Here is a 21,346-nt window from a genome sequence, read left to right on the forward strand (position 1 = left end):
TCGCATAGTCGTTCGCTGGTAAGCGAAGGCCCCTCCCTTCAGAAGAAGAGGAGAAGCGCCGTCACGCCCACCGTCGGTACGGTGAAGACCACGTAGATGATTTTACTCCAGCCGAACACCTTCCGGCCGTCGAGCGGGCCGAACGGAATCATGTTGAACGCGGCCAAGAAGAGATTGATGATGACGCCGAGGTTGGCGACTTCGGCGAGGAATCCGCCCGCAGGGACGGAGAGCGCGAGCGGGATGAAAAGCAGCGCCAACGCGACGTTGACCGCCGGTCCCGCGAGCGCGATGAGGCCGTGCTGACGATTCGTGAGCATCCCGCGGTGGTGAACCGCACCCGGTGCGGCGAAGATGAAGCCCAGAAACGCGCTCAGAAGCGCCAGCAACAGCATGCTGTAGTCGGCGCGGAACTCCGCGACCTGCCCGTAGTGGACGGCGACGACTTTGTGTCCGAGCTCGTGCAGCAGGAAGCCGACGCCCGCCGTCAGCAGACTGACGACGAGTCCGGAGACCAGCCCCTGTTCGAGCAGTCTGAAGGGATCGCCGCCGGCGAAAAACAGCGCGAAGGCGACGCCGAGAGCGACCCACGCGACGGCGAGGTCGCGCATCTCGCGACCGCTGAAGGTGAGATTCACGCAACCGCCCCCCAGATGAGTTCGGCGCTGCTGCGTGCGCCCTCCAGCATCAGTCGGCTGACGGCCTCTGCGCCGCCGAGCTCCGCGCCGAACAGCGGCAGAATGTACGTCACGAACAGCAGGCTGGCGATGATGCTGCCGATGTTCGTCATGGCGACGACCATGATGAGCCGAAACAGCGGCACGTCGAACATCTGCCCCAGCAGTTCGCCCAGCGGCGTCTCCTCGTCGGTCAGCAGTTCGTTCAGCCGGCCGATATCGGCGACGTTCACCGCCGTGTGGCGCAGTTCCATGTAGCCGGTGAACCACCCCGGCGCGAGCAGCGGGTTGACCGACGTCATCCACGCGACGAGGCCGCCGACGGTCGCCGACGACCATCTGGCTCCGGCGAGTTTGGCGAGACCGGCCGCGAAGATGCCGTTGACGAGGAACCACGCGCCGAACAGTCGAAGCAGGAAGTCGTCTCTGACGCCCGCCATCGCCAAGAGGACGAAGAAGGCGACGAACCCGACCGAGACGAGCGTACCGATAACTTTCATCCAGGGGATACCCCGCTTCTTGGCGACGCCCGTCAACGACTCCATCGGCGGCAGCGTCTCGGTGTCTCGGAGGTAGTTCTCGATGCCCTGTTTGTGCCCCGCGCCGACGACGGCGATGACGTCTTTCCCCTGGTCGCGGAGGGCGGCGATGTTGTGCGCGAGGTAGGCGTCACGCTCGTCGATGAGCGCTTCGGCCCCGCCGGGACTGAACGCCCGAAACTCCTCCATCATCACGCTGACCACGTCGGTGTCGGTGAGCTCCGACATGTCGAGTTCCTCGATGTCTTCGCCGCGGTCTCTCCCCGTTGCCGCGAGGACGAACCCGGTGAGCAGTCCGACGACGACGCCGCCGGAGATGCCGAGGACGAGGCTCCCGCCCACCTGAATCACGAACTCGGAGAACGTCGACTGGACGAACGGGTCCGCCAGGCCGAGCGTCGCGCCGCCGAGCAGCGCGATGGCGAGGCCGCCTGCGATGCCCGCGAAGATGCTGTCGCCGTCGTCGACGACGAAGGAGGCGACCCAGGAGATGGCGAGCCCGGAGACGACGCCCAGCGCGGCCGACCCCAGCGACCGGACGAACACCGCGTCCGTGATGCCGAGAAAGCCGCCGAAGACGGCGATAACCGGACCGGCGACGACGCCGACGAGCAGACCGAGTACGAGACCGACGACGCGAGCGTCGGTGACGCCGAAGGCGAGGCCGCCGGCCATCCGCAGTTTCTCGATGAAGCCCATCCGCGCCCAGAACCGCTGGATGGTCGTCTGGATGTCACGGTCGACCAGCGCCACGTCGATGCCGTGGTCCTGGGCCGTCTCGACGGCCGCGAGCATGTCGGCACCGGGTTTCACGTCGAACTTCTCGCCCATCTGCGCCTGCACGTAGGAAAGCATCCAGTAGGCGATGAACTGAAAGACCGTGTTCCCCTGCAGCAGTTCGCTGGGGTCGAGGTCGTCGGGGGTCTCGCCCTGCATCTGCCGGTAGCGCCCCTCGTCGAGCTCGACGGCGACCACGTCGGGTCGCTCGGCCTCGATGGTCTCTTCGACCTCGCGGACGCTCTCGGCGGAGACGTGCGCGGTGCCGACGACGCGCACGCGTCCCTTCTCGGGGGCGGACTCCGCTCTGTTACTCATCGACCTCCGCTACAAGTTCACCCCTGTTATCAGTGTCGGAGTCGTGAACGAATCTCTCGACGAATTCGATGGGGGAGACGGACCGTCCTCATCCATGCTTTTGTCGCTCCCGCGCGACGCTCCGGTATGACTTTCGTGCGCAACGCTGCCGACCTCGGCGGCAGCGACGCCCGTGAGACGGCGCTGGCCTGTCTCGACGCCGGAATCGACGCGGCGAACCCCGAACGCGTCGTCGCCGACGCGGTGGCGCTCGACGGCACGGCGTTGAAAATCGACGACAACAGCTACGACCTCCGCGAGTTCGACGACGTGGTCGTCCTCGGCGGCGGCAAGGCGGGCGTCGGCGTCGTTCGCGCGCTGGAGGACGTCCTTCGCGACCGCATCACCGGCGGTGTCGTGGTCGTCCCCGACCCTGCCGAACTCGACCGAATCGAAGTCGCCGTCGGCGACCATCCCGTTCCGAGCGAACGCGGCGTCGAGGTGACTCGGCGCTTGCTCGAACTCGCAGACGCGGCCGACGAACGGACGCTCGTCCTCGCTGTCGTCACCGGCGGCGGGAGCGCGCTCATGGCCGCACCCGCCGGAGACGTGAGCCTCGGCGACCTCCGGCGAGCCACGGACGCGCTGCTCGACAGCGGCGCGGAGATCGGAGAGATGAACGCCGTCAGAAAGCACCTCTCGGCCATCAAAGGCGGCCGCCTCGCCCGCGCCGCCGCCCCCGCGACGGTGGTCGGCCTCGTCCTCAGCGACGTCGTCGGCGACGACCTGAGCGTCATCGCCAGCGGACCGACCGCCCCCGACGAGACGAGTTACGCCGACGCGCTCGACGTGCTGGAGCGCTACGACATCGACGCGCCCGGAGCCGTCCGAACGCGACTCGAACGCGGCGCGGCGGGCGAGATTTCGGAGACGCCCCGGGCGGACGACTCCGTCTTCGACCGGGTCCGAAACGTCCTGCTCGGAAGCAACTTCAGTTCCCTCGCCGCCGCCAGAAACGAAGCCGAGTCGCGGGGGTACGACAGCTGTATCCTCTCCTCGCGGGTTCGCGGCGAGTCGCGGGAAGCGGCGAAGACGCACGCCGCAGTCGCCGAAGAAGCAATTTTCACCGGAAACCCGGTGTCCCCGCCGGCAGTGGTGTTCTCAGGCGGCGAGACGACGGTGACGGTCCGCGGCGACGGCACCGGCGGTCCGAACCAGGAGTTCGCGCTCTCGGCCGCCATCGAGTTCGCGACGGCGTGGCGAGACGGGGCCGACGTCGTCTTGGCCAGTGTAGACACCGATGGCCGAGACGGCGGGTCCGAGGTTGCCGGGGCCATCGTCGACGCCGAGACGGTCGACGACGTCGCCGCGGCCCGAGCGGCCCTCGCCGACAACGACGCGTTCACGTATCTCGACGCCCGCGACGCCGTCGTCGAGACGGGGCCGACGGGGACGAACGTCAACGACCTTCGGGTGCTCGTCGTCGACGACGGCGAGTGAAGTCGACTCGCTGACGAAAACCGTTTTGTTCACCGACTGGATACTCTCTCGACATGGCGAGAATGTTGCCCTCCACGCCCGACACCTCCGCCGCCGACGAGGCGGAACCGCGGGTCATCGGCGTCGACAGCGAGGACGCCGACGACCTGCTGTCGGCGCTCTCCTCCGACACCGCCCGCACCCTGCTCTCGAAACTCCACGAGGAACCCGACACGCCGTCGGGGTTGGCCTCGCGCGTCGACTCCTCGCTGCAGAACGTCCAGTACCACCTCAAGAAACTGGAGAACGCCGGCCTCGTCGGCGTCGTCGACACCGTTTACTCCGAGAAGGGCCGTGAGATGAGCGTGTACGCGCCGTCGGACCGGCCGCTGGTGGTGTTCGCCGGGCGCGAGTCCGAGAGCACGGGATTGAAGACGGCGCTGAAACGCCTCTTGGCGAGCGTCGGAATCCTCGCGGCCGTCAGTTTCGTGGTCCAGGTCGTCGCCACCGGTGAGATCCCGTTTCTCGCGCAGACGGCCTCCGAAGGTGCTGATGGCGGAAGCACTGTCGCCACCTCCGCGGTCGAGACGACTGCGTCGACGGCACCCGCCTTCCCGCCGGGACTGGCGTTCTTCCTCGGCGGCCTCGTCGTCCTCGCGTTCGCCTTCGCGGTCTGGTACGCCCGGCGGTGAGCGTCTCGACACTCCGCCGCTGACCTATAGAGAAAATTGATTGTGTCGTTTGCGGTTCTCTCCGTCTGTAGTGTCTGTTCGCGCGAGTTGCGGGTCGCAGGTAGCTATTTACCTTCGACAACGAACGTGTGAGCATGGAGCACACTGCCGAAGTAGAAGGCATCGGCGTCGGTGTTGGTTCCGACGGGACGAACGTCCCCGCCGTCGTCCTCCGCGCCCGCGAAGAGGTCCTTCCGATATTCGTCACGGCCGACCAGGCACAGACCATCCGCCTCGGACTCGCCGGCGAACCGTTCGAGCGGCCGCTGACTCACGACCTGCTGGTCGAGATGGTGACCGAGTTCGGCGGTGCCATAGACGGCGTCCGCATCGACGACCTCACCGACGGAACGTTCTACGCGAAACTCGACGCCGAGCGCTACGAGGACGGCGAACCGGTGAGCTACGTCTTCGACGCCCGCCCGAGCGACGCCATCGCCCTCGCCGTTCGAGTCGACTGCCCGATTTACGTCTCCGACGAGATTCTCGACGCCGCCGGGCGACCGCCCTCCGCGATCGACCTCTCGCCGGACGACGACGACCAGTTCTGAATCCGCCGGAGTTCGTCCGTCCGTTCTTCTCGACGTGTCGACGCGCGAATCTCGCTGCGATGGGTCCGGGGGTGCGCCCGCCGACTCAGACGTTGGGACTCTCGGCGAACAGCGCGCCGAACACCTTGTTTTCTGCGCTCCGAAGATGCTGGGAGAACGTCGGCGCCGAGACGCCGAGGGACTCGGCGACTTCCCCGCCGGTGCTCTCGCGGGGCCACTCGAAGAAGCCGGCGTAGTACGCCGACTCTAGGACGGCACGCTGCCGCTCGGTCAGTTCCTCGTGGAACGCGCTCGCAGCCTGGTTCGAGCCGCCGGTACGCGTGATCTGGCGCTGCGAGCGCACCACCGCCGCCGGGTACGCCTCCTGGACGGTCTCGACGAGCTCCCGAAGGTCCGCTGTGACCGGGAGGTGGATGCGCATCTGGTAGTCGTCGTCTTCGATTCTGGCGTGCTTGACGTAGCCCCCCAACGACGCGATGGCCGAGAGCACTGGCGGCTCCGACATCCGGAGTTCGAACTTGGCTCGGCCGAACCCCTCGCTGAGGACGCGAACCGAGCGCCAGTGTGGCAGTTTCTCGGTGATCTTCCGCACGACTTCGAGGTCGTCTGCACTCGCCGTACCGTAGACGAGGTACTCGCCGCCGCCGATCGGGACCGACTGGTCGAGCGTTATCTCGTCGTCGGTGGTCACCCGTAGGTCGAGTTCCTCGAAGACGTTCTCTATCTGGAAGTTGACCTCGGTGAGCCGGTCGCTCGTGAGCGCGCGCTTGCGCTCGATGGCGGTGATGGCGTGTCCGACGACCTCGCCGAGTTGTTCCAACACTTCGCTCTCCTCCTCGGTGAACGCCCTCGCTCGTCCCGCGTACACGTTCAGGACGCCGTAGAGGTTCCCCTCGTACACGATGGGGACCGCAGCCGACGAACGGTAGCCGTACGCTGTCGCCCGCTCACGCCAGTGCGCGTAGTCGGGGTCAGAGAAGATGTCCTGTGTGACCTGTATCTCCCCTGTCTGTGCCGCCCGCCCCGTCGGTCCTCGGCCCCGCGGGTCGTCGGGGTCGACGGAGATAGTCGCGTCGTCGAGGTAGCCTTCGACGCCCGCTTCCTCGCGGAGCGAGACCGTCTCCGTCTCGGCGCTCACGTCGCCGACCCACGCGAAGAGGTACGAGTCCGTGGAGGCGAGCGCCTCACAGACCGTGCGTTCGATCTCCTCGCGCGTCGACTGGCTGATGACCGCTTCGGTGATGTCGCGGGCGACCCGGTTGAGGTGGTTGAGTGCGACGAGTCGTTCGCGTTGCTGTTCGAGTTCACGTTCGCGCTCGCGCAGTTCCGTGATCTCCTGCGTCACAAGCATGCCGGCGTACGGTTCGCCGCCCTCGCCGACGATGGGCACGGTCCTTGCCTGGAACACCCGGCCGGTCCACTCGAACTCGTAGCGCGTCGTCTCGCCGTCGAGCGCGTCCCGACAGTACCGGCGGAGGCGGTCACGCAGTTCGGCGTCCGAGGAGAGTTCGGCGACGTCGGCCCCTAACAGCCGCTCTCTCGGTACGTCGTACTCCTCGAAGATGGCCCCTTCCAGCAGCGTGTACCGCAGTTCCTCGTCGAAGAGCGCGACGCCCCCGTTGGGGAAGTGCTCCACGAGCGTCCGGTAGCGCTGCTCGCTCTCCTCCATCGCCCGCTCGTACTCGGCGTGCTCGATGGCCGTCGCGAGGACGTTCGCGACGCTCTGTAGAAAGTTCACGTCGTTCTGCGAGAACTCCCGTCGCTCGGTGGCGTGCGTGCCGAGGACTCCCCACGGGTCGTCGGGCGGACCGACGACGACGCTCATACCGCTGGTCACGTCGTGGTCGATCAGGAGGTCGGGCCCCGAAAATCGCGTCTCGGCAGCGAGATCCTCGACGACGACCGGTTCGTCCGAGAGCAGCGTGTACCCCGCCTGTGAGTTCTCCTTTGCGTCGACGGTCTCGCTGTCGACGATATCCCCGTGCCGACCGACGCCCGCGAAGAGACGCAGCTCCTCGTCTTCGGGGCGATGCTCCAGAAGCTTGCAGTAGTCCATCTCGAGCGTCTCCGCGACGGCGACGACGACGGCCTTCACGAGCGCGTCGAGGTCCCGTTCGGCGAGCGCCCGCTGACCGAGGTCGGTGACGACCTGCTGTTGGCGGACCCGCGATTCGAGTTCCCGCTCGCGTTCGATTCGCTCGGTGACGTCCCGGACGACCCCACACCGCCCGTCGCTCTCCGCCGTCGAGAACGGGGCGACCTGACTCTCCACGGGCACCTTCTCGCCCTCTTTCGTCAGGAGGTCCAGTTCGATGATTACCTCGTCGCGTCTCCCCTCGCTCACCTCTCTGGCCATCCGCTCGACCTGTGGCGCGACCGCGTCGTCGTGGACCGTCGTAGCGTGCGCGCCGAGCAGTGTCTCGCGGTCGTAGCCGGTCATCTCGCAGAAGGCGTCGTTCACGAGGACGAACCGCGCGTCCGAATCGACGGCGTAGATGCCGTCGTCGACCGTTTCGACGATGGTCTCGTAACGTTCGAGCTCGAATTCACGCGCTTTGCGCTCGGTGAGGTTCTGGAAGTAGACGGAGAGTCCCGTCTCGGAGGGGTACACTCGCACCTCCAACCACGCGTCGAGCGGCGGGTAGTACTCGTCGAACGAGACGGGCTCCTGCGTCTCCATCGCTCGGCGGTACTCGGTCTCGAACGCTCCCCCCACCGCCTCGGGGAACTCCTCCCAGATGTTCGCGCCGACGAGTTCGTCGGCCGAGCGTTCCAAAAATTTCTCCGCCGTCTCGTTGATGTACGTGAACTGCCAGTCGGCGTCGAGACCGAAGAACGCGTCGGTGACCCGCGCGAACAGTTCGTCGAGTTCGGATCGGAGCTCGTCGCGCTCGCGCCGCAGCCACTCGGCCTGCTGCTTCAGTTGGGTGATGTCGTCGCCGACGACCACGACCTGTTCGACCTCTCCGTCGTCGACGAGCGGCATCGCGTTGACGGAGTACCAGCGCCGCTCGCCGTCGGGGTGTTCCATCTGCGCCTGCCAATCGTACACCGGTTCGCCCCGTTCGAGTGCCCACGTGTAGGGGCGCTCCTCTCGGGGAATCGGCTCGTCCTCCTCGTCGTACACCAGGATGTCGCCCGCCGTGTACTCAAGCACCTCCGAGCCGTCCGTGTGGGCGTCGAGCACCTCCGCTGCGGCGTCGTTCGCGCGGACGAGCTCGCGGCTCTCGGCATCGAAGACGCCGATGAGAACGGGGCTCGTTTCGAGGACGTTCTCCAGGAGGTCGCGTTCGCGCTCGAGTTGCCTCTCGCGTTCGCGGCGTTCGGTGATGTCGCGGGCGATGCCCACCGTCCCCGTCATTTCGCCCTCTTCGGTGAGCAGCCCGAACCTGATTTCGACCGGAATCTCGCGGCCGTCCCGAACCCGAATCGATATCTCGCGGGTTCGCACGCTCTCGGTCGGCTCGCGGAGGAGTTCGAGGATATCCGAGGCGAACCGAGCGGTATCGTCGTCGTCTAACAGTACGGAGACGTGCTCGCCGACGAGTTCCTCGCGCGAGTACCCCGTGACGTCGAGGAGGACGTCGTTCACGTCGACGAAGCGTCCCGAGAGGTCCAGTTGGTAGATTCCGTCGCCGACCGTCTCGATGATCGACTCGTATCGCTGGAGCGTTCGGTTCCTCTCTGCGGGCGTTTGCTTGTTGCTCCCAGCCTCCCCAGACATGGTAGTCGCTCACAGTAGGCTGTAGGCCATAAACTAAACGGGCAGATAAGTGACTTACATCGAAGTTGACAGCCGGACGCCCGCTCGACGGCCCGCCGCTCAACCGGTCGAGTACCCGTTCGTTCGGCCACTCGGCCGTTCGACCACACTGAATCGAGTCCGAATCGGGGGAGACGGGCGGTGTCGACGAGAGGGGGAGTCGGGCTCGGACCAAGAACGGCCCGATGAGCCGGCGTCTATCGTCCGTTCGCCAACTCCGCCTCCGCCTCCAGCGCCTGCTCCCGAAGTCGCTCGCCCTCCTCGCTCTCGACGGTCAGCTCCGGAACCGGCGACGGTCTGTGGTCCTCGTCGATGGCGACGTAGACGAACAGCGATTCGGTGGTCAACTCCGTCTCGCCGGTCTGGGGGTTCTCCCGGAACGCCTTGATACGGACGCGGATGCTCGTCTCGCCGGCTTTGTAGACGTACGCCTGTATCAGCGCCGTGTCGCCGCGCGGGATGGGTTGGACGAAGTTCACCTGCTCCATCCGAGCGGTCACGCAGGTCTGGCCCGCAAAGCGCATCGCCGACAGCGCGCCGTCGGTGTCCATCCATTTCAGGACGTTGCCCCCGTGGGCCATGTCGTAGTTGTTCGTGTCGTTCGGTTGAATCAGGTGCCGGTTCTCGATGTACGTCTCCATCAAGTCGGTCATATCTCCCGTTTCGAGGGGAAGCCCGATGAACGTGGCGTCGAATCGTTCGTGACAGTTACTCCGGCGCGTCCAGTTCCTTCAGCACCCGCGCCGGGTTACCGCCGACGACGACGTCCGAGGGGACGTCCTTCGTCACCACCGACCCAGAGGCGACGACGGCGCGGTCGCCCACCGAGACGCCTGGATTGAGTACCGCTTGGCCGCCGATCCACACGTCGTCGCCGACGGTGACGGGGTCGCCGAACTCGACGCCCTCGCGGCGCGTCTCGGCGTCGAGCGGGTGCGTCGCCGTGTAGACGTGGACGCCCGGCCCGAGCAGGCAGTGCGACCCGAACCGTATCTCGCAGACGTCCAGCATCACGCAGCCGAAGTTGGCGAAGAAGTCGTCGCCGACGTGGGTCTGTGTGCCGTAGTCGCAGCGAAACGGCGGTTCGACGAAGGCGTTCTCGCCGGCGGTGCCGAACAGTTCCGACAGCAGCGCCGCGCGGGTCTCCGTCTCGGTCTCCTCGGTGTCGTTGTACCAGCGGGTGAGCGACCGCGCTCGGTCGCGTTCCGCGACGAGTTGCGGGTCGAACGGGTCGTAGGGATCGCCGCGGAGCATCTTCTCCCTCTCGGTGGGCACGTCTGCGTGCCGACTCGGTGTGCGAGCGAAAGTAGGTTCGGGTTGAACTCACAGGAATAGAACGACGTGAAACTCCAGCGAACGTACTCCGGTCCGGCAGACGGTACCGAAAGTGTTTATTTCCTCATACGACGAATCACATCGTATGGCTCCCCTCCCGCGCGAGACGATGGAGAGTCCGCTCTCGCTCACGCTCGTCGCCGGCCTTGTCGCCCTCGGCATCGCCGGTGTCGTCGTCAACGCCGGGTTCTGGTTCCTCATCGCCTACGTCTTCCTCTGGTCTGCGACGCTGGTGTTCATCGCGGACCCCGACCAGTTCCTCGACCGCATCGAGGCGGGCTGGAACTGGATTTCGACGCTGGACACCGCGAGCGTACCGCGCCGCCCGAGTTCGACCCCGAGTCCGAAGCGGACCCGCTTTTGACGCTCCGCGAGCGATACGCCGCGGGGAACCTCGACGACGAGGAGTTCGAGCGGATGCTCGACGTCCTGCTGTCGACCGAGACGCCCGGCGACGCCCGCGACCACCGCGAGCGAAGTAGCCGACGCGAGCGCGAACGCCTCTCCGAGACGCCCGCCCGCTGAACTCCCGCGTCGCGGTACTTTTCTCTCTCGCCCGCGACGCTCGAACCATGGCACTCGACGTTTCCACGCCCGACCCGCCGGAGCTGTCCGCCGTCGACCCGACCGAGTACGACGATGCCGACGTCATCGCCGAGGACGACTACCGCCGCGACGAACTCGGCGAGTTCCTCGAATCGGGCGCGTGGACGGAGGCGTTCGAGCAGTGGGCGGCGACGACGGAACTCAGCGAATCCGAGTGGGCCATCGTCGAAGACCTCGAACTCGTCTCGGAGTTCGACTTCTTCTGGGACGACTTCGCCGACCGGGTCGGCTACCACGCGCCGGGCATCTCCGAGGACTGGAAGGAGCGAGAGGTCCACCCGGACCTCGGCAGTTGGTCGGCGGTCTCCTCTATCAACGCCGGCCTCACGGAACTGGGCCAGATCGTCTGCGACGTGCTGAAGGAGGAGTACGTCGACTGGGAAGCGGAGTTCGAAGCGCCCGACGATTTACCCGATTTCGGCTGACGACGCGACTCCTCCGCCGCGTCGGAGACGCCCGCCGGATTCTTCACCTCTCCGCGTGACTCACACGGCAGGTGACTCGTTATCTACTCCAAACACCATCTCGTCATCTCGCTGGCGCTCGGCGCGCTGTTCGTCCTCGCCGTCGACACCTCGCTTCCGCTCTGGTTCGTCCTCGCGTACTCGGCGGTCGTCGGCGTCGGCATCGACTTCGACCACTTTCTGGTCGCCCGCATCAACACCGGGAGTTGGCGCGCCGCCCGTGAGTGTCTCCGGAACCCGACGCGCGTCTTCGCCGGACAGGACGACATCTTCGAAGAGGGCGACGTCGGGACGCTTCGGCGACTGCTCAGCCACGTCGTCATCGCCGGCGTGCTCCTTCCGGTGCTCGCGCTTCTCAGTCCGACGCTCGCGCTCTTGACGGCGGTCGTCCTCTACGGCCACCTCCTGTCGGACTTGGTCTGGGACGTGTACCTGGAGATAGAAAACGGCAGTCCGGAAGTGCCGAACGTCGTTCGTCGGTGAGCGAGGGTGCGCCCTGACTCCGTCCCCGAGTCGTCCCGCAGCCGTACGCCCGGGACCACCGTTTTGATATACGCCGGGCGACAGCACCCAGTATGGAAGACGTCGCAGACCAGTACGTCCCGGAGGACGTGGAGTCCTCGGCGCAGGCGCACTGGGACGACACGGACGCCTACGAGGCGACGAAGGAGGCGCACGCCGACGACCCCGCGTTCTTCTTCGTCGACGGCCCGCCGTACACCTCGGGGCAGATGCACCTCGGAACGGCGTGGAACAAGACGTTAAAGGACGCCATCATCCGCCGCAAGCGGATGGAGGGCCACCGCGTCACCGACCGGCCGGGCTACGACATGCACGGCCTCCCCATCGAGGTGAAAGTCGAGCAGGAACTCGGCTTCGAGTCCAAGCGCGACATCGAGGAGTACGGGATGGAGGCGTTCATCGAGGAGTGCAAGCAGTTCGCCGAGCGCAACAGAGAAAACATGGACGAGGACTTCCAGTCCATCGGCGTCTGGATGGACTGGGAGAACCCCTACAAGACGCTCTCGCCGGAGTACATGGAGGCCGGCTGGTGGGCGTTCAAGCAGGTCCACGAGAACGGCCTGCTCAGCCAGGGCAAGCGCTCCATCAACCAGTGTCCCCGCTGCGAGACGGCCATCGCCGACAACGAGGTCGAGTACCACGAGATCGAGTCGCCGAGCATCTACGTCAAGTTCCCGCTGAAAGAGCGCGACGGGAACCTCGTCATCTGGACGACGACGCCGTGGACCATCCCCGCGAACACGTTCGTCGCCGTCGACGGTGAGATGACGTACGTGGGTGTTCGCGCCGAGCGCGACGGCGAGAGCGAACTCCTGTATCTAGCCGAACCCGTCGTCGAGGAAGCCCTGAAAGAGGGTCGATACGAGGAGTACGAGGTCGTCGACGAAGTGACGGGAGAAGAGATGGTCGGCTGGGAGTACGACCACCCGCTCGCCGAGGAAGTGCCCGAGCACGCCGACTTCGAGGGTGCGGGGCAGGTCTACACCGCCGACTACGTCGAAGCCGACCGGACGGGTCTCGTCCACTCCGCGCCCGGCCACGGTCAAGAGGACTTCGAGCGCGGTCAGGAACTCGGCCTCGACGTGTTCTCGCCGGTCCGCGGCAACGGTGACTTCGCCGAAGCGGCGGGGAAGTACGAGGGCACGTTCGTCCGCGACGCCAACGACAAGATCATCGAGGACCTCGACTCTCACGGCTTGCTGTTCGCCTCGGGTCGACACCGCCACCGCTACGGCCAGTGTTGGCGCTGCGATACGGACATCATCTTCCTCGCCACCGACCAGTGGTTCATCACCATCACCGACGTGAAAGACCAGTTGCTGGAGAACATCGAGGATTCGGAGTGGCACCCGCAGTGGGCGCGCGACAGTCGCTTCCGCAATTTCGTCGAGGACGCCCCCGACTGGAACATCTCCCGACAGCGTTACTGGGGAATTCCGCTGCCCATCTGGGTGCCGAAGGGCAACGCCACGCCGGACCCCGACGAGCTCATCGTCATCGGCACGCGCGAGGAACTCGCCGAACGCGTCGACCAGGACGTGAACCCCGAAGCGGTCGACCTCCACAGACCTTCCGTCGACCCGCTGACCATCACCGAGGACGGCACGACGTACGAGCGTGTCCCCGACGTGTTCGACGTGTGGATTGACTCCTCGGTGGCTTCGTGGGGGACGCTCGACTTCCCCGGCAACGAGGCCGACTACGAGGAGCTGTGGCCCGCCGACTTCATCGTCGAGGCGCACGACCAGACCCGCGGCTGGTTCTGGTCGCAGCTCGGCATGGGCACCGCTGCGGCCGGCGAGATACCGTACAAGGAGGTGCTGATGCACGGGTTCGCAAACGACAAAGACGGCCGAAAGATGTCGAAGTCCGTCGGTAACATCGTCACGCCAGAGGAGGCCATCGAGCGCGCGGGCCGCGACCCGCTTCGCGCCTACTTGTTGAGCCACGACCAGCAGGGCGTCGACCTCTCGTTCGAGTGGGAGGGCCTCGCCGACATGCAGTCAACGCTCAACATCCTCTGGAACGTCTTCCGATTCCCGCTGCCATACATGCGCCTCGACGGCTACGACCCCGCCGAGGCCGACCTGAGCGACGGCGAGCTCACCGTCGTCGACGAGTGGGTGCTCTCCCGACTGCAGTCGGTCAAAGCGAACGTCGACGAGGCGTGGGCCGACTTCCGCGTCCACGACGCGTTGAACGAGGTGCTCGAGTTCGTCGTCGGCGACGTCTCGCGGTTCTACGTCAAAGCCATCCGCGAGCGGATGTGGGAGGAGGAGGACTCCGATTCGAAGCGCGGCGCGTACGCCACGCTCTCGACGGTGCTGCTCGAAACGGTGCGGCTCATCGCGCCGGTTGCTCCCTACCTGGCCGAGGAGATGTACCAGCACCTCGACGGCAGCGAGACGACGGTGCACATGCTCTCGGCACCCGAGGTCGACGACCGGTTCCACCAGCCCACACTGGAGGCCGACATGGACGTCCTCCGGAGAGTGGAGGAAGCGGCGGCGAACGCCCGCCAGCAGGGCGGCCGCAAACTCCGCTGGCCCGTCCAGCGAATCGTCGTCGAGACGACCGCCGACGAGGTGGCCGACTCGGTTCGCTCGCTCGAATCGCTCCTCCTGGAGCGCGTCAACAGCCGGTCGCTCGAAGTTGTCGACGGCTTCGACGAACTCGTCGAGACCGCCGACCCGCAGATGAGCGTCATCGGCCCCGCCTTCGGCGGCGACGCCCAGAAGGTGATGGGCGCGGTGCAGGGCGCGTCCCGCGACGAACTCACGCGGGGCGGCGTCTCCGGGAGCGACGCGACCGGAGGCTCGCCGCCGAACGGCGACGGCGACCTCGTCGTCGACGTCGACGGCGAGACGTACGAACTCGACGACGAGATGGTCGAGTTCCACACCGAACCCCCCGAGTATCTCTCGGCCACCGAGTTCGAGAGCGGGACGGTGTACGTCGACACCCGGTTGACCGACGATATCGAGTCCGAAGGCTACGCCCGCGACGTCGTCCGTCGGATGCAGGAGATGCGCAAGCAACTCGACCTCGACGTCGAGGAGACCATCCGCGCCTACGTCGACGTCGCGGACGACCGGGTCGCGGAGTTCGTCGACGAGAACAGGGAGCTCATCGCCGAGGAGACGCGGACCAGCGAGTACGTCGACGAAAGCGAGGAGTTCGACCTCCGCGAGGAGTGGGACGTCGAAGGTGTCGACGTGACCATCGGCATCGCCCGCGTCGCCGAGCGGTCCGCGTCCGCACAGGACGACTGACCGGCGCGCACCGTCCTCGTATATTCAGCTGGGAGACAGTTCCAGAACTGTTTTACAGCCTATCTGTTATCTCGCTGTATGGTTGGCGACCCGCCCGAACAGTCGACCCTCCGTCAGTCGCACCGCCTCGTCGAACACTACACGCCCGACGGGATGCTCGGCCGCCTTCTCCTCGCGTCGGTGACGGGTACGCTCTCCGGTGGCGCGTTCCTGCTCGCAGTCTTCGGACTGGCTTCCTTTGGCTTCGTCTGGTTCCTCACGGGAGTGCTCGCGGCGGGCGTCGGCGTCGTCGCCGCGTTGCTGACGATACTGACGCTCTGGCCGGTGTACCTCTCGCTCATCGGTAATATCGAGTCGCCGGAGAGGTACGGTCGGGCGGGCCCACCGTCGACGATGGCGGCTAAGCGCGCCGACGACACTGACCCGTCGGAGATTCTAAAGCGCAAGTACGCGGCCGGAGAGCTCTCCGACGAGGAGTTCGAGCGTCGGTTGGATACGTTGCTGAACGCCGACGAAATCACCCGCCGCGGAAGCGACGGCGAAAACGCGGCCTCGAAGCGTACGCTTCGAGAGCGGAACTGAGACGCGACCGCTGCGTCTCAGTCCGCCGTCAGCACGTCCTCGTCGGTCGGCGACCGAGCGTCGTACTCGGCGACGAACTCGTCTAACCTCCGTTCGTCGTCGACTCCCGGGAGGTTCTCCTCTGCGGTCCGACACGGTTCGTCGACGCCGAACGCCTCGCAGACGTGGTCGGCGGTCGCTTCGGCCATCATCCGGTAGGTGGTCAGTTTTCCGCCGACGATGCTCGCGAAGTTCTCGGCGCCCTCCGCGTCGTGGTCGAGCAGGAAGAACCCGCGCGAGATGCCGCGGGCGTCGCCCTCGCCGCCGTCCATCGTCTCGCGGTCGGCCTCGTCGGGCGCGTACAGCGGGCGGACGCCCCACCACGTGCGGAGAATCTCGCTTGTCGCCACGTCCGGGAGCATTTTCGCGCACTCCTCCACCATCTTCTGGACCTCCCAGTGCTCCTCGTCGAACTCGTCGGGGTCGCCGACCTCGATGCTCGTCGTCCCCAACACCGCCTGCGTCTCGTGCGGCACGATGATGTCGCCGTCTGCCGGGGGTCGACAGCGGTTGAGTACCGGCCCGAGCCCCGGATAGTCGACCGAGACCATCACGCCCTTCGTCGGACGCATCTCCAGGCCGACGCCCGCGAGCGCCGCGCACTCGCCGGCCCAGGTTCCCGCCGCGTTGACGACGTACTCCGCCTCCACGTCTTCGTCGACATCACCGCCGAGCGTCGCGCCCGTCGCCCGTCCGTCCTCGACGCGGATGTCCGTCACCGGGGCGTGTGTCAGTATCTCCGCGCCGTGGTCGGTCGCGCTCGCCGCGTTGGCGGCGACGAGACGCGACGGGTAGACGACGCCGTCGGGCACCTTCATCACCCGCTCCGCGTCGGGAGCGAGTCCCGGCACCTCCGCCCGGGCCGTCTCGTCCTCGAGCACCTCGACTTCGATGCCGATCCCCTCGCAGGCGGCCAGTTTCTCGTCGAAGAACTCGGGGTCGTCCTCCGGTAGTTGGACGAAGAACCCGCCCGTGTCGCGGATGCAGTGACCCGCGATGTCGCGGAGGATGCGGTTCTCGCGGATGCACTCCTCCGCGCCGAGTTCGTCGGCCGGTGCGTAGCGCGCGCCGCTGTGCAGCAGGCCGTGCGACCGCCCGGAGGTTCCGCTGGCGAGGCCGCCGCGCTCGGCGACGACCACGTCGAGACCGCGCATGGCGAGATCGCGCGCGATTCCCGCACCCGTTGCTCCACCGCCGATGACGAGAACTTCGGTTTGGATACTCATAGTCGTCGGGCGAATTACCCGCCCACAATCTCCGTTCGAGGGTTAGGCCCCGACGAGGAAAAGCCCTGCGTGGGTCGTCGCCGTCTGTCGAAAACCCGTTTCAGGTTATCAGACGACCGCCTCTTCGAGCAGTTGCAGGGGATGTCGAATCTCGTAGCCGGTGCCGTGTTCCATCTGCATCGAACACGTCGGGCACTCGGTCATCCCCACGTTCCCTGACGCGTGGTGCATGTGTTCGAACATCTCTTCGCCGATCTTCATCGAATTCTCGTACTTCTCTTCCTTCCAGCCGTACGTCCCGGAGATACCCGAGCAGGAGGAGCCGACGTCCTCGATAGTGACGCCCTCTACGTCGCGGAACAGCTCCACCGCCTGTCTGTCGAGACCCTGATTTCGGGCGTGACACGGCGCGTGATAAGCGAACGCCTGCTCGGACACCTCGCTGTCGGCGAGCGCACCCTGCAAGTCCTCGTGGATGCGGAGATACTCCATCGCCTCGTAGGTGTGCGCCGAGACGTCCTCGATACCCTCTAAATCGAACAGCTCGGGGTACTCTTGCTTCAGCGACATCGAACACGACGTGCAGGAGGCGATGACGTCGTAGCCGTCGGCGATGAGCCCCGAGAAGTTCTCGACGTTGATGCCAGCGGCGCGTTTGGCGTCGTCGAGCATCCCGTTGGCGAACATCGGCGTGCCGGAACAGCGCTGCTTGGGCACGACGACCTCGTAACCGAACGACTCGAACACCCGGACCATCGCCTTCCCGACTTCGGGCGTGTTGTAGTTCGAGTAACAGCCGTGGAAGTACGCCACGCGTTTGTCCTCGGAGCGAACCTGCGGGCCACCTCGCTCGTCCCACCACTCGCGGAAGGTTTGGGTGGCGAACTCGGGAAACTCCCGCTCGGACGTGATGCCGAGGACTTTCTCGTTGAACAGTTTGGTGACGCCGAGACCCATCACGAAGTTCGTCAGCCGCGGGACTTTGCTGCCGAGTTCGGCCATCGTGCGGTAGTTCGACAGGATACGGTTGCGAATGTACTCGCGCGAGAGTTTCTCCATCTGCTCGTCAACGAACTCGCCTCGTGCGGTGTTGTGCATCTGGCTCAGCGGCACCGACGATGGACACGCGTTGTCGCAGCGCATGCAGTTCGAGCAGTTCATCACCGACGCGTCGATGTCCTCGTCGCCCTTGCGCTTCAGTCGCCACTGCTCGGGGCCCTGGAATTTGGGGCCGGGGAACTCGTCGTCGACCTCGGCGACCGGACACGTCGAGTCGCAGGTCGTACACTTGTAACAGTTGTCCGCGCCGGGGCGGAGGTCCATCTCGTCGGCTTCGGGAAACACCTGTACGGGTTCGAAGTCGTCCTGTGCCACGTTCGGGTTGCTCTCGTCTGCTGGTTGTTCTGCGTCGCTCATGGGTTTAGATACTCGCTGCTGCGCCCCGCCCGGCGACGACGCCGGTTGCGAGGGAGACACCGCTACTGGATTTTTCGGCCGTCGAATCAGCGCCGCCGACGACTGCACCCGCCGCCCGCAAGTTCGAAAACTGCGGCGCATCGTCGGCGTCTAAGACGCGCATCCGGTCGTCGACGACGACGCCGAACTTCGCAAACGGGTGCTCGCCGAAGGCCTCCTCGTCGAACCAGTCGTAGCGGTCCGACGAGTGCGGGACGTGACAGCCGAATATCGATTCTCGGACGCGCTCGCGGTCGGAGTCGATACCCTTCCCGACGAGGCCGCCGGTCGCAAGCACGAACTCGTCGGCGTGATAGGGTACCCGCGTCCGCTTTCGGTCGACGTACACGGCCTGCAACTCGTCGCCGTCGGTCTCGTAGTCGACGACGGGGTTTCCGGTACTGATTCGGACGCCGGCGTCGTCGAGCGCCGAGAACAGCGCGTCTTCGAGGCGCAGGCCGGGGAGACTCGGCGGCCCCATCGGAATCTCGAACACCTCCGCACCCAACTGCGATTCGAGCTCTTCGCGCACCTCGGAAGCGTGTTCGTCGCCGAGCATCGAGGGAAAGCCGACGCGTTCTGCGCCCTTCAGACGCGGTTTCACTGTCTCGGCGAGCGCCTCGCGCGTGCCGACGGAGCGGCCTCCGAAGCGTACCTCCTCGTCTTTGTCCAGCGCCTTCGCGTATCGTGTTATCTTGGCGTCCGCTCGGAACTCCCGCGGGAACGAGAGTTCCGCCCCGTGAACGTCGAAGGGGACGCCCGCCGCCGAGAGGTGGTCGGCGACGAGGCGGGCGTCGAACTCGGTTCGCGAGCGGAGGCCGACGACGAGCATCGGCCGGTCGTCGCTGGCGAGTCCCGCCGCCGACGCTTCGGGGTAGCGCGCGGTCGGTTTGACCGTCCCGCCGTAGGTGGGCACGAGCGCGTTCGCGTCGGTGTGACCGCCGCGATAGCGGTCCCCGGTCACCTCGTCGAACAGCGCGAGGCCGTCGCGTATCGCCTGCTCGCCGACGAGCGAGTACGGGTGGTCGTCGGGAAGCGACCCGAGTGCGGCGTACGGATTGGAGACGGGACCGTCGCCGTTCGGATAGCCGAGCACGTCGATGAGCCCGCTCGCAAAGCGGAGCGTGCTCTTCTTGTAGGAGACGAGTCGAACGCTCGCGTCGGTCTCTGCAGCCGATAGGGCGGCCATCGACCCGGCGAGACCGCCGCCGACGACGACCACGTCTTCTCGAATGGGCATCAGCGCTCACCTCGCTCGTGCTTCCGAGTACCCCCGTCCGCCGCGGTCGCCCCCGACTGTCCGGACTCTCCCTCGCCCGCACCGACGCCCGCCCCGCCGTCGAAGGCGGCGAAGTCGAGTGCTTCGTCCATCGCCGCCGGGTCGCCGTCGAGGTTCATCGTCGTCGCGTGGAGCGCGTAGTTCAGCATCGCTTGCGAGAGTTGCTCGCCCCACAGCGCGTGTCGCTCGCCCTTCCAGCGCTCCTGGAACAGTTCGTCGAGCGCCTCGCGCGCGGTGGGTTCGTCGTACTCGGGTGAGAGTTCGGCGGCCATGCGGTGACAGCAGAAGCCGCCCTGACAGTTGCCCATCGACGCCCGAGTGCGGATGCGGAGGGCGTTGAGGTCGGACCCCGACTGGCTGATTCCGTCCTGAATCTCGGCGCGAGTGACCGCCTCGCAGTCGCAGACGACCGGGTTCGGCTCGCCGGTCTTGAGCACTTCGTCGGCGCGCGAGCCGAGCCGCTGGACGCTCTGGCGGCCGATTGGCGAGCGAAGCCCGAACTCGTCCATGTAATCGCGGAGGACCGAGAAATCCTCGCTGCCCGGAAGCGGCTCGTCGGCTGTCCGGCAGGTAGCCGTGATACCGAACTGCGCGCAGACGTGGTCGGAGATTTTCTCGGCCATCATCCGATACGTCGTGAACTTCCCGCCGACGATGCTGGTCATCCCCGGCAGGTCGTCGCGCTCCTCGTGGTCCAACAGGAAGAAGTCGCGCGTAATGTCGGTCGGGTCGACGGTTCCAGTGCCCGGCGGTTCGTACAGCGGGCGGACACCCCAGAACGAGCGAATCGTCCGCGCCTTTTTGAGAATCGGCACGAGTTCCGAGAGCGTGTCGATCATGAGGTCGACCTCCCACTGTTCTTCGGGGTAGTCGTCGGGGTCCTCGACCTCCTCGTCGGTAGTGCCCAGAATCACGGTCGTCTCGTGGGGGACGATGATGTCGGCGTCGCCTTTCGGTCGGCAGCGGTTGACGACGGTGTCGACCTGTCGGGTGTTCATGATGGTCATGACGCCCTTCGAGGGGCGTACTGCAACCTCGACACCGGCCATCTCGCCGATTTGGCCCGCCCACGCGCCCGAAGCATTGACTACGTAGTCGGCGCGGATTTTCTCTGTCGACCCCGGCGTTCGGTGGACGCGCTTGCCGGGTCCGGAGTCGTGTTCGACCTCGACGCCGACGACTTCGCCGCCTTCGACGAGGACGTCTACGACTTCGGCGTGGGTTTCGATGCGTGCGCCGTACTCTTGGGCGCTGGCGGCGTTGGCGACGCAGAGCCGGAACGGGTCGATAGCGCCGTCGGGGACTTTGATGGCGCGCTCGACGTCTTTGGCGAGGTACGGTTCGATTTCTCTGGCTTCGTCGGCGGTGAGTTCTTCGGCGGGGATGCCGCACTCTCGACAGCCGTCGAGCTTTTCTTGGAAGTAGTCGTCGGGGTCGTCGGGTTTCTGGACGAACAGCCCGCCGGTCATCTCGACGCAGTGAGCGGCGATGTCGCGGAGGACGCGGTTCTCCTCGATGCACTCCTTGGCGCTGGGCTGATCGGAGACGGCGTACCGACCGCCGCTGTGCAAGAGGCCGTGCATACGGCCGGTGGTGCCGTGGGTGAGGTTGCCACGTTCGACGAGGGTCACGCCGAGGCCGCGCATCGCGAGGTCGCGCGCGATGCCGGTTCCGGTCGACCCGCCCCCGACGACGAGCACGTGGGGTGAGTCCGTCATTGGTTCACCGAGACGAGGGTTCGCGGAGACTTCA

General features: G+C 66.2%; 19 protein-coding genes. 9 read left to right on the forward strand and 10 right to left on the reverse strand.

Annotated elements, in window-relative coordinates:
* Window positions 1–38: 38 nt before the first annotated feature.
* The gene (locus tag LAQ73_RS15135) at window positions 39–653 is read right to left on the reverse strand and encodes a zinc metalloprotease (RefSeq protein WP_425601134.1); all 615 of its coding nucleotides are present in this window, start codon (window positions 651–653) and stop codon (window positions 39–41) included.
* Complete coding sequence (locus LAQ73_RS15140) at window positions 635–2,311, reverse strand: TraB/GumN family protein (protein ID WP_224269092.1); 1,677 nt, start codon at window positions 2,309–2,311, stop codon at window positions 635–637. Before LAQ73_RS15140 ends, LAQ73_RS15135 begins: the two co-directional genes overlap by 19 nt.
* A gap of 126 nt (window positions 2,312–2,437) precedes the next feature.
* Between LAQ73_RS15140 and LAQ73_RS15145 the strand changes: the two genes are divergently transcribed.
* The 3 genes from LAQ73_RS15145 (at window position 2,438) to LAQ73_RS15155 (ending at window position 5,051) form a co-directional block, all read left to right on the forward strand.
* Window positions 2,438–3,790 carry a glycerate kinase type-2 family protein gene (locus tag LAQ73_RS15145; protein ID WP_224269093.1) on the forward strand — a complete coding sequence of 451 codons (1,353 nt, stop codon included), beginning with the start codon at window positions 2,438–2,440 and terminating at the stop codon, window positions 3,788–3,790.
* A 53-nt stretch (window positions 3,791–3,843) separates the two neighbouring features.
* On the forward strand, window positions 3,844–4,461 hold the full coding sequence (locus LAQ73_RS15150) for an ArsR/SmtB family transcription factor (RefSeq protein WP_224269094.1): 618 nt from the start codon (window positions 3,844–3,846) through the stop codon (window positions 4,459–4,461).
* Between the two features lie 134 nt (window positions 4,462–4,595).
* A complete protein-coding gene (locus tag LAQ73_RS15155) occupies window positions 4,596–5,051 on the forward strand; it encodes a bifunctional nuclease family protein (RefSeq protein ID WP_224269095.1) in 456 nt (151 codons plus the stop codon).
* An 85-nt stretch (window positions 5,052–5,136) separates the two neighbouring features.
* On the opposite strand, the gene LAQ73_RS15160 is transcribed toward LAQ73_RS15155, so the two are convergent.
* The 3 genes from LAQ73_RS15160 to LAQ73_RS15170 form a co-directional block, all read right to left on the reverse strand.
* On the reverse strand, window positions 5,137–8,775 hold the full coding sequence (locus tag LAQ73_RS15160) for a PAS domain S-box protein (protein ID WP_224269096.1): 3,639 nt from the start codon (window positions 8,773–8,775) through the stop codon (window positions 5,137–5,139).
* Between the two features lie 236 nt (window positions 8,776–9,011).
* On the reverse strand, window positions 9,012–9,467 hold the full coding sequence (locus LAQ73_RS15165) for an acyl-CoA thioesterase (protein WP_224269097.1): 456 nt from the start codon (window positions 9,465–9,467) through the stop codon (window positions 9,012–9,014).
* Window positions 9,468–9,522: 55 nt separating this feature from the next.
* Complete coding sequence (locus LAQ73_RS15170; protein ID WP_224269098.1) at window positions 9,523–10,089, reverse strand: sugar O-acetyltransferase; 567 nt, start codon at window positions 10,087–10,089, stop codon at window positions 9,523–9,525.
* Between the two features lie 145 nt (window positions 10,090–10,234).
* Between LAQ73_RS15170 and LAQ73_RS15175 the strand changes: the two genes are divergently transcribed.
* From LAQ73_RS15175 to LAQ73_RS15185, 3 genes are read left to right on the forward strand one after another with little or no spacing between them, the layout of a single operon-like run.
* Window positions 10,235–10,513 carry a hypothetical protein gene (locus tag LAQ73_RS15175; RefSeq protein WP_224270792.1) on the forward strand — a complete coding sequence of 93 codons (279 nt, stop codon included), beginning with the start codon at window positions 10,235–10,237 and terminating at the stop codon, window positions 10,511–10,513.
* The gene (locus LAQ73_RS15180) at window positions 10,510–10,674 is read left to right on the forward strand and encodes an SHOCT domain-containing protein (RefSeq protein ID WP_345778388.1); all 165 of its coding nucleotides are present in this window, start codon (window positions 10,510–10,512) and stop codon (window positions 10,672–10,674) included. The genes LAQ73_RS15175 and LAQ73_RS15180 overlap by 4 nt, the downstream gene beginning before the upstream one ends.
* Before the next feature lie 47 nt (window positions 10,675–10,721).
* Window positions 10,722–11,180, forward strand: coding sequence for a DUF7992 family protein (locus LAQ73_RS15185; protein ID WP_224269099.1), 459 nt, complete (start codon window positions 10,722–10,724; stop codon window positions 11,178–11,180).
* Between the two features lie 60 nt (window positions 11,181–11,240).
* Here the strand turns inward: LAQ73_RS15185 and LAQ73_RS15190 are convergent, their stop codons facing one another.
* On the reverse strand, window positions 11,241–11,534 hold the full coding sequence (locus LAQ73_RS15190) for a hypothetical protein (RefSeq protein WP_224269100.1): 294 nt from the start codon (window positions 11,532–11,534) through the stop codon (window positions 11,241–11,243).
* A 15-nt stretch (window positions 11,535–11,549) separates the two neighbouring features.
* On the opposite strand from LAQ73_RS15190, the gene LAQ73_RS15195 reads away from it, so the two are divergent.
* From LAQ73_RS15195 to LAQ73_RS15205, 3 genes are all read left to right on the forward strand, one after another.
* Entirely contained in the window at window positions 11,550–11,702 is a 153-nt protein-coding gene (locus tag LAQ73_RS15195) for a hypothetical protein (RefSeq protein WP_224269101.1), read from the forward strand.
* A 92-nt stretch (window positions 11,703–11,794) separates the two neighbouring features.
* Window positions 11,795–15,013 (forward strand): isoleucine--tRNA ligase, encoded by a 3,219-nt coding sequence (gene ileS / locus LAQ73_RS15200; RefSeq protein ID WP_224269102.1) that lies wholly within the window; start codon window positions 11,795–11,797, stop codon window positions 15,011–15,013.
* A 78-nt stretch (window positions 15,014–15,091) separates the two neighbouring features.
* Window positions 15,092–15,595, forward strand: coding sequence for an SHOCT domain-containing protein (locus LAQ73_RS15205; protein WP_224269103.1), 504 nt, complete (start codon window positions 15,092–15,094; stop codon window positions 15,593–15,595).
* A gap of 17 nt (window positions 15,596–15,612) precedes the next feature.
* Here the strand turns inward: LAQ73_RS15205 and LAQ73_RS15210 are convergent, their stop codons facing one another.
* The 4 genes from LAQ73_RS15210 to glpA all read right to left on the reverse strand — a co-directional run bounded on the left by LAQ73_RS15210 (window position 15,613) and on the right by glpA (window position 21,312).
* Window positions 15,613–16,860, reverse strand: a complete 1,248-nt coding sequence (locus tag LAQ73_RS15210; protein WP_224269104.1) for an FAD-dependent oxidoreductase — start codon at window positions 16,858–16,860, stop codon at window positions 15,613–15,615.
* Between the two features lie 108 nt (window positions 16,861–16,968).
* Window positions 16,969–18,276, reverse strand: a complete 1,308-nt coding sequence (locus LAQ73_RS15215; RefSeq protein ID WP_224269105.1) for an anaerobic glycerol-3-phosphate dehydrogenase subunit C — start codon at window positions 18,274–18,276, stop codon at window positions 16,969–16,971.
* A gap of 4 nt (window positions 18,277–18,280) precedes the next feature.
* Complete coding sequence (glpB, locus tag LAQ73_RS15220; protein ID WP_224269106.1) at window positions 18,281–19,555, reverse strand: glycerol-3-phosphate dehydrogenase subunit GlpB; 1,275 nt, start codon at window positions 19,553–19,555, stop codon at window positions 18,281–18,283.
* Window positions 19,555–21,312, reverse strand: a complete 1,758-nt coding sequence (gene glpA, locus LAQ73_RS15225) for an anaerobic glycerol-3-phosphate dehydrogenase subunit GlpA (RefSeq protein ID WP_224269107.1) — start codon at window positions 21,310–21,312, stop codon at window positions 19,555–19,557. Before glpA ends, glpB begins: the two co-directional genes overlap by 1 nt.
* Window positions 21,313–21,346: the final 34 nt, after the last annotated feature.

Source organism: Haloprofundus salinisoli, assembly GCF_020097815.1.
In the GTDB taxonomy this organism is placed as follows: Archaea; Halobacteriota; Halobacteria; order Halobacteriales; family Haloferacaceae; genus Haloprofundus; species Haloprofundus salinisoli.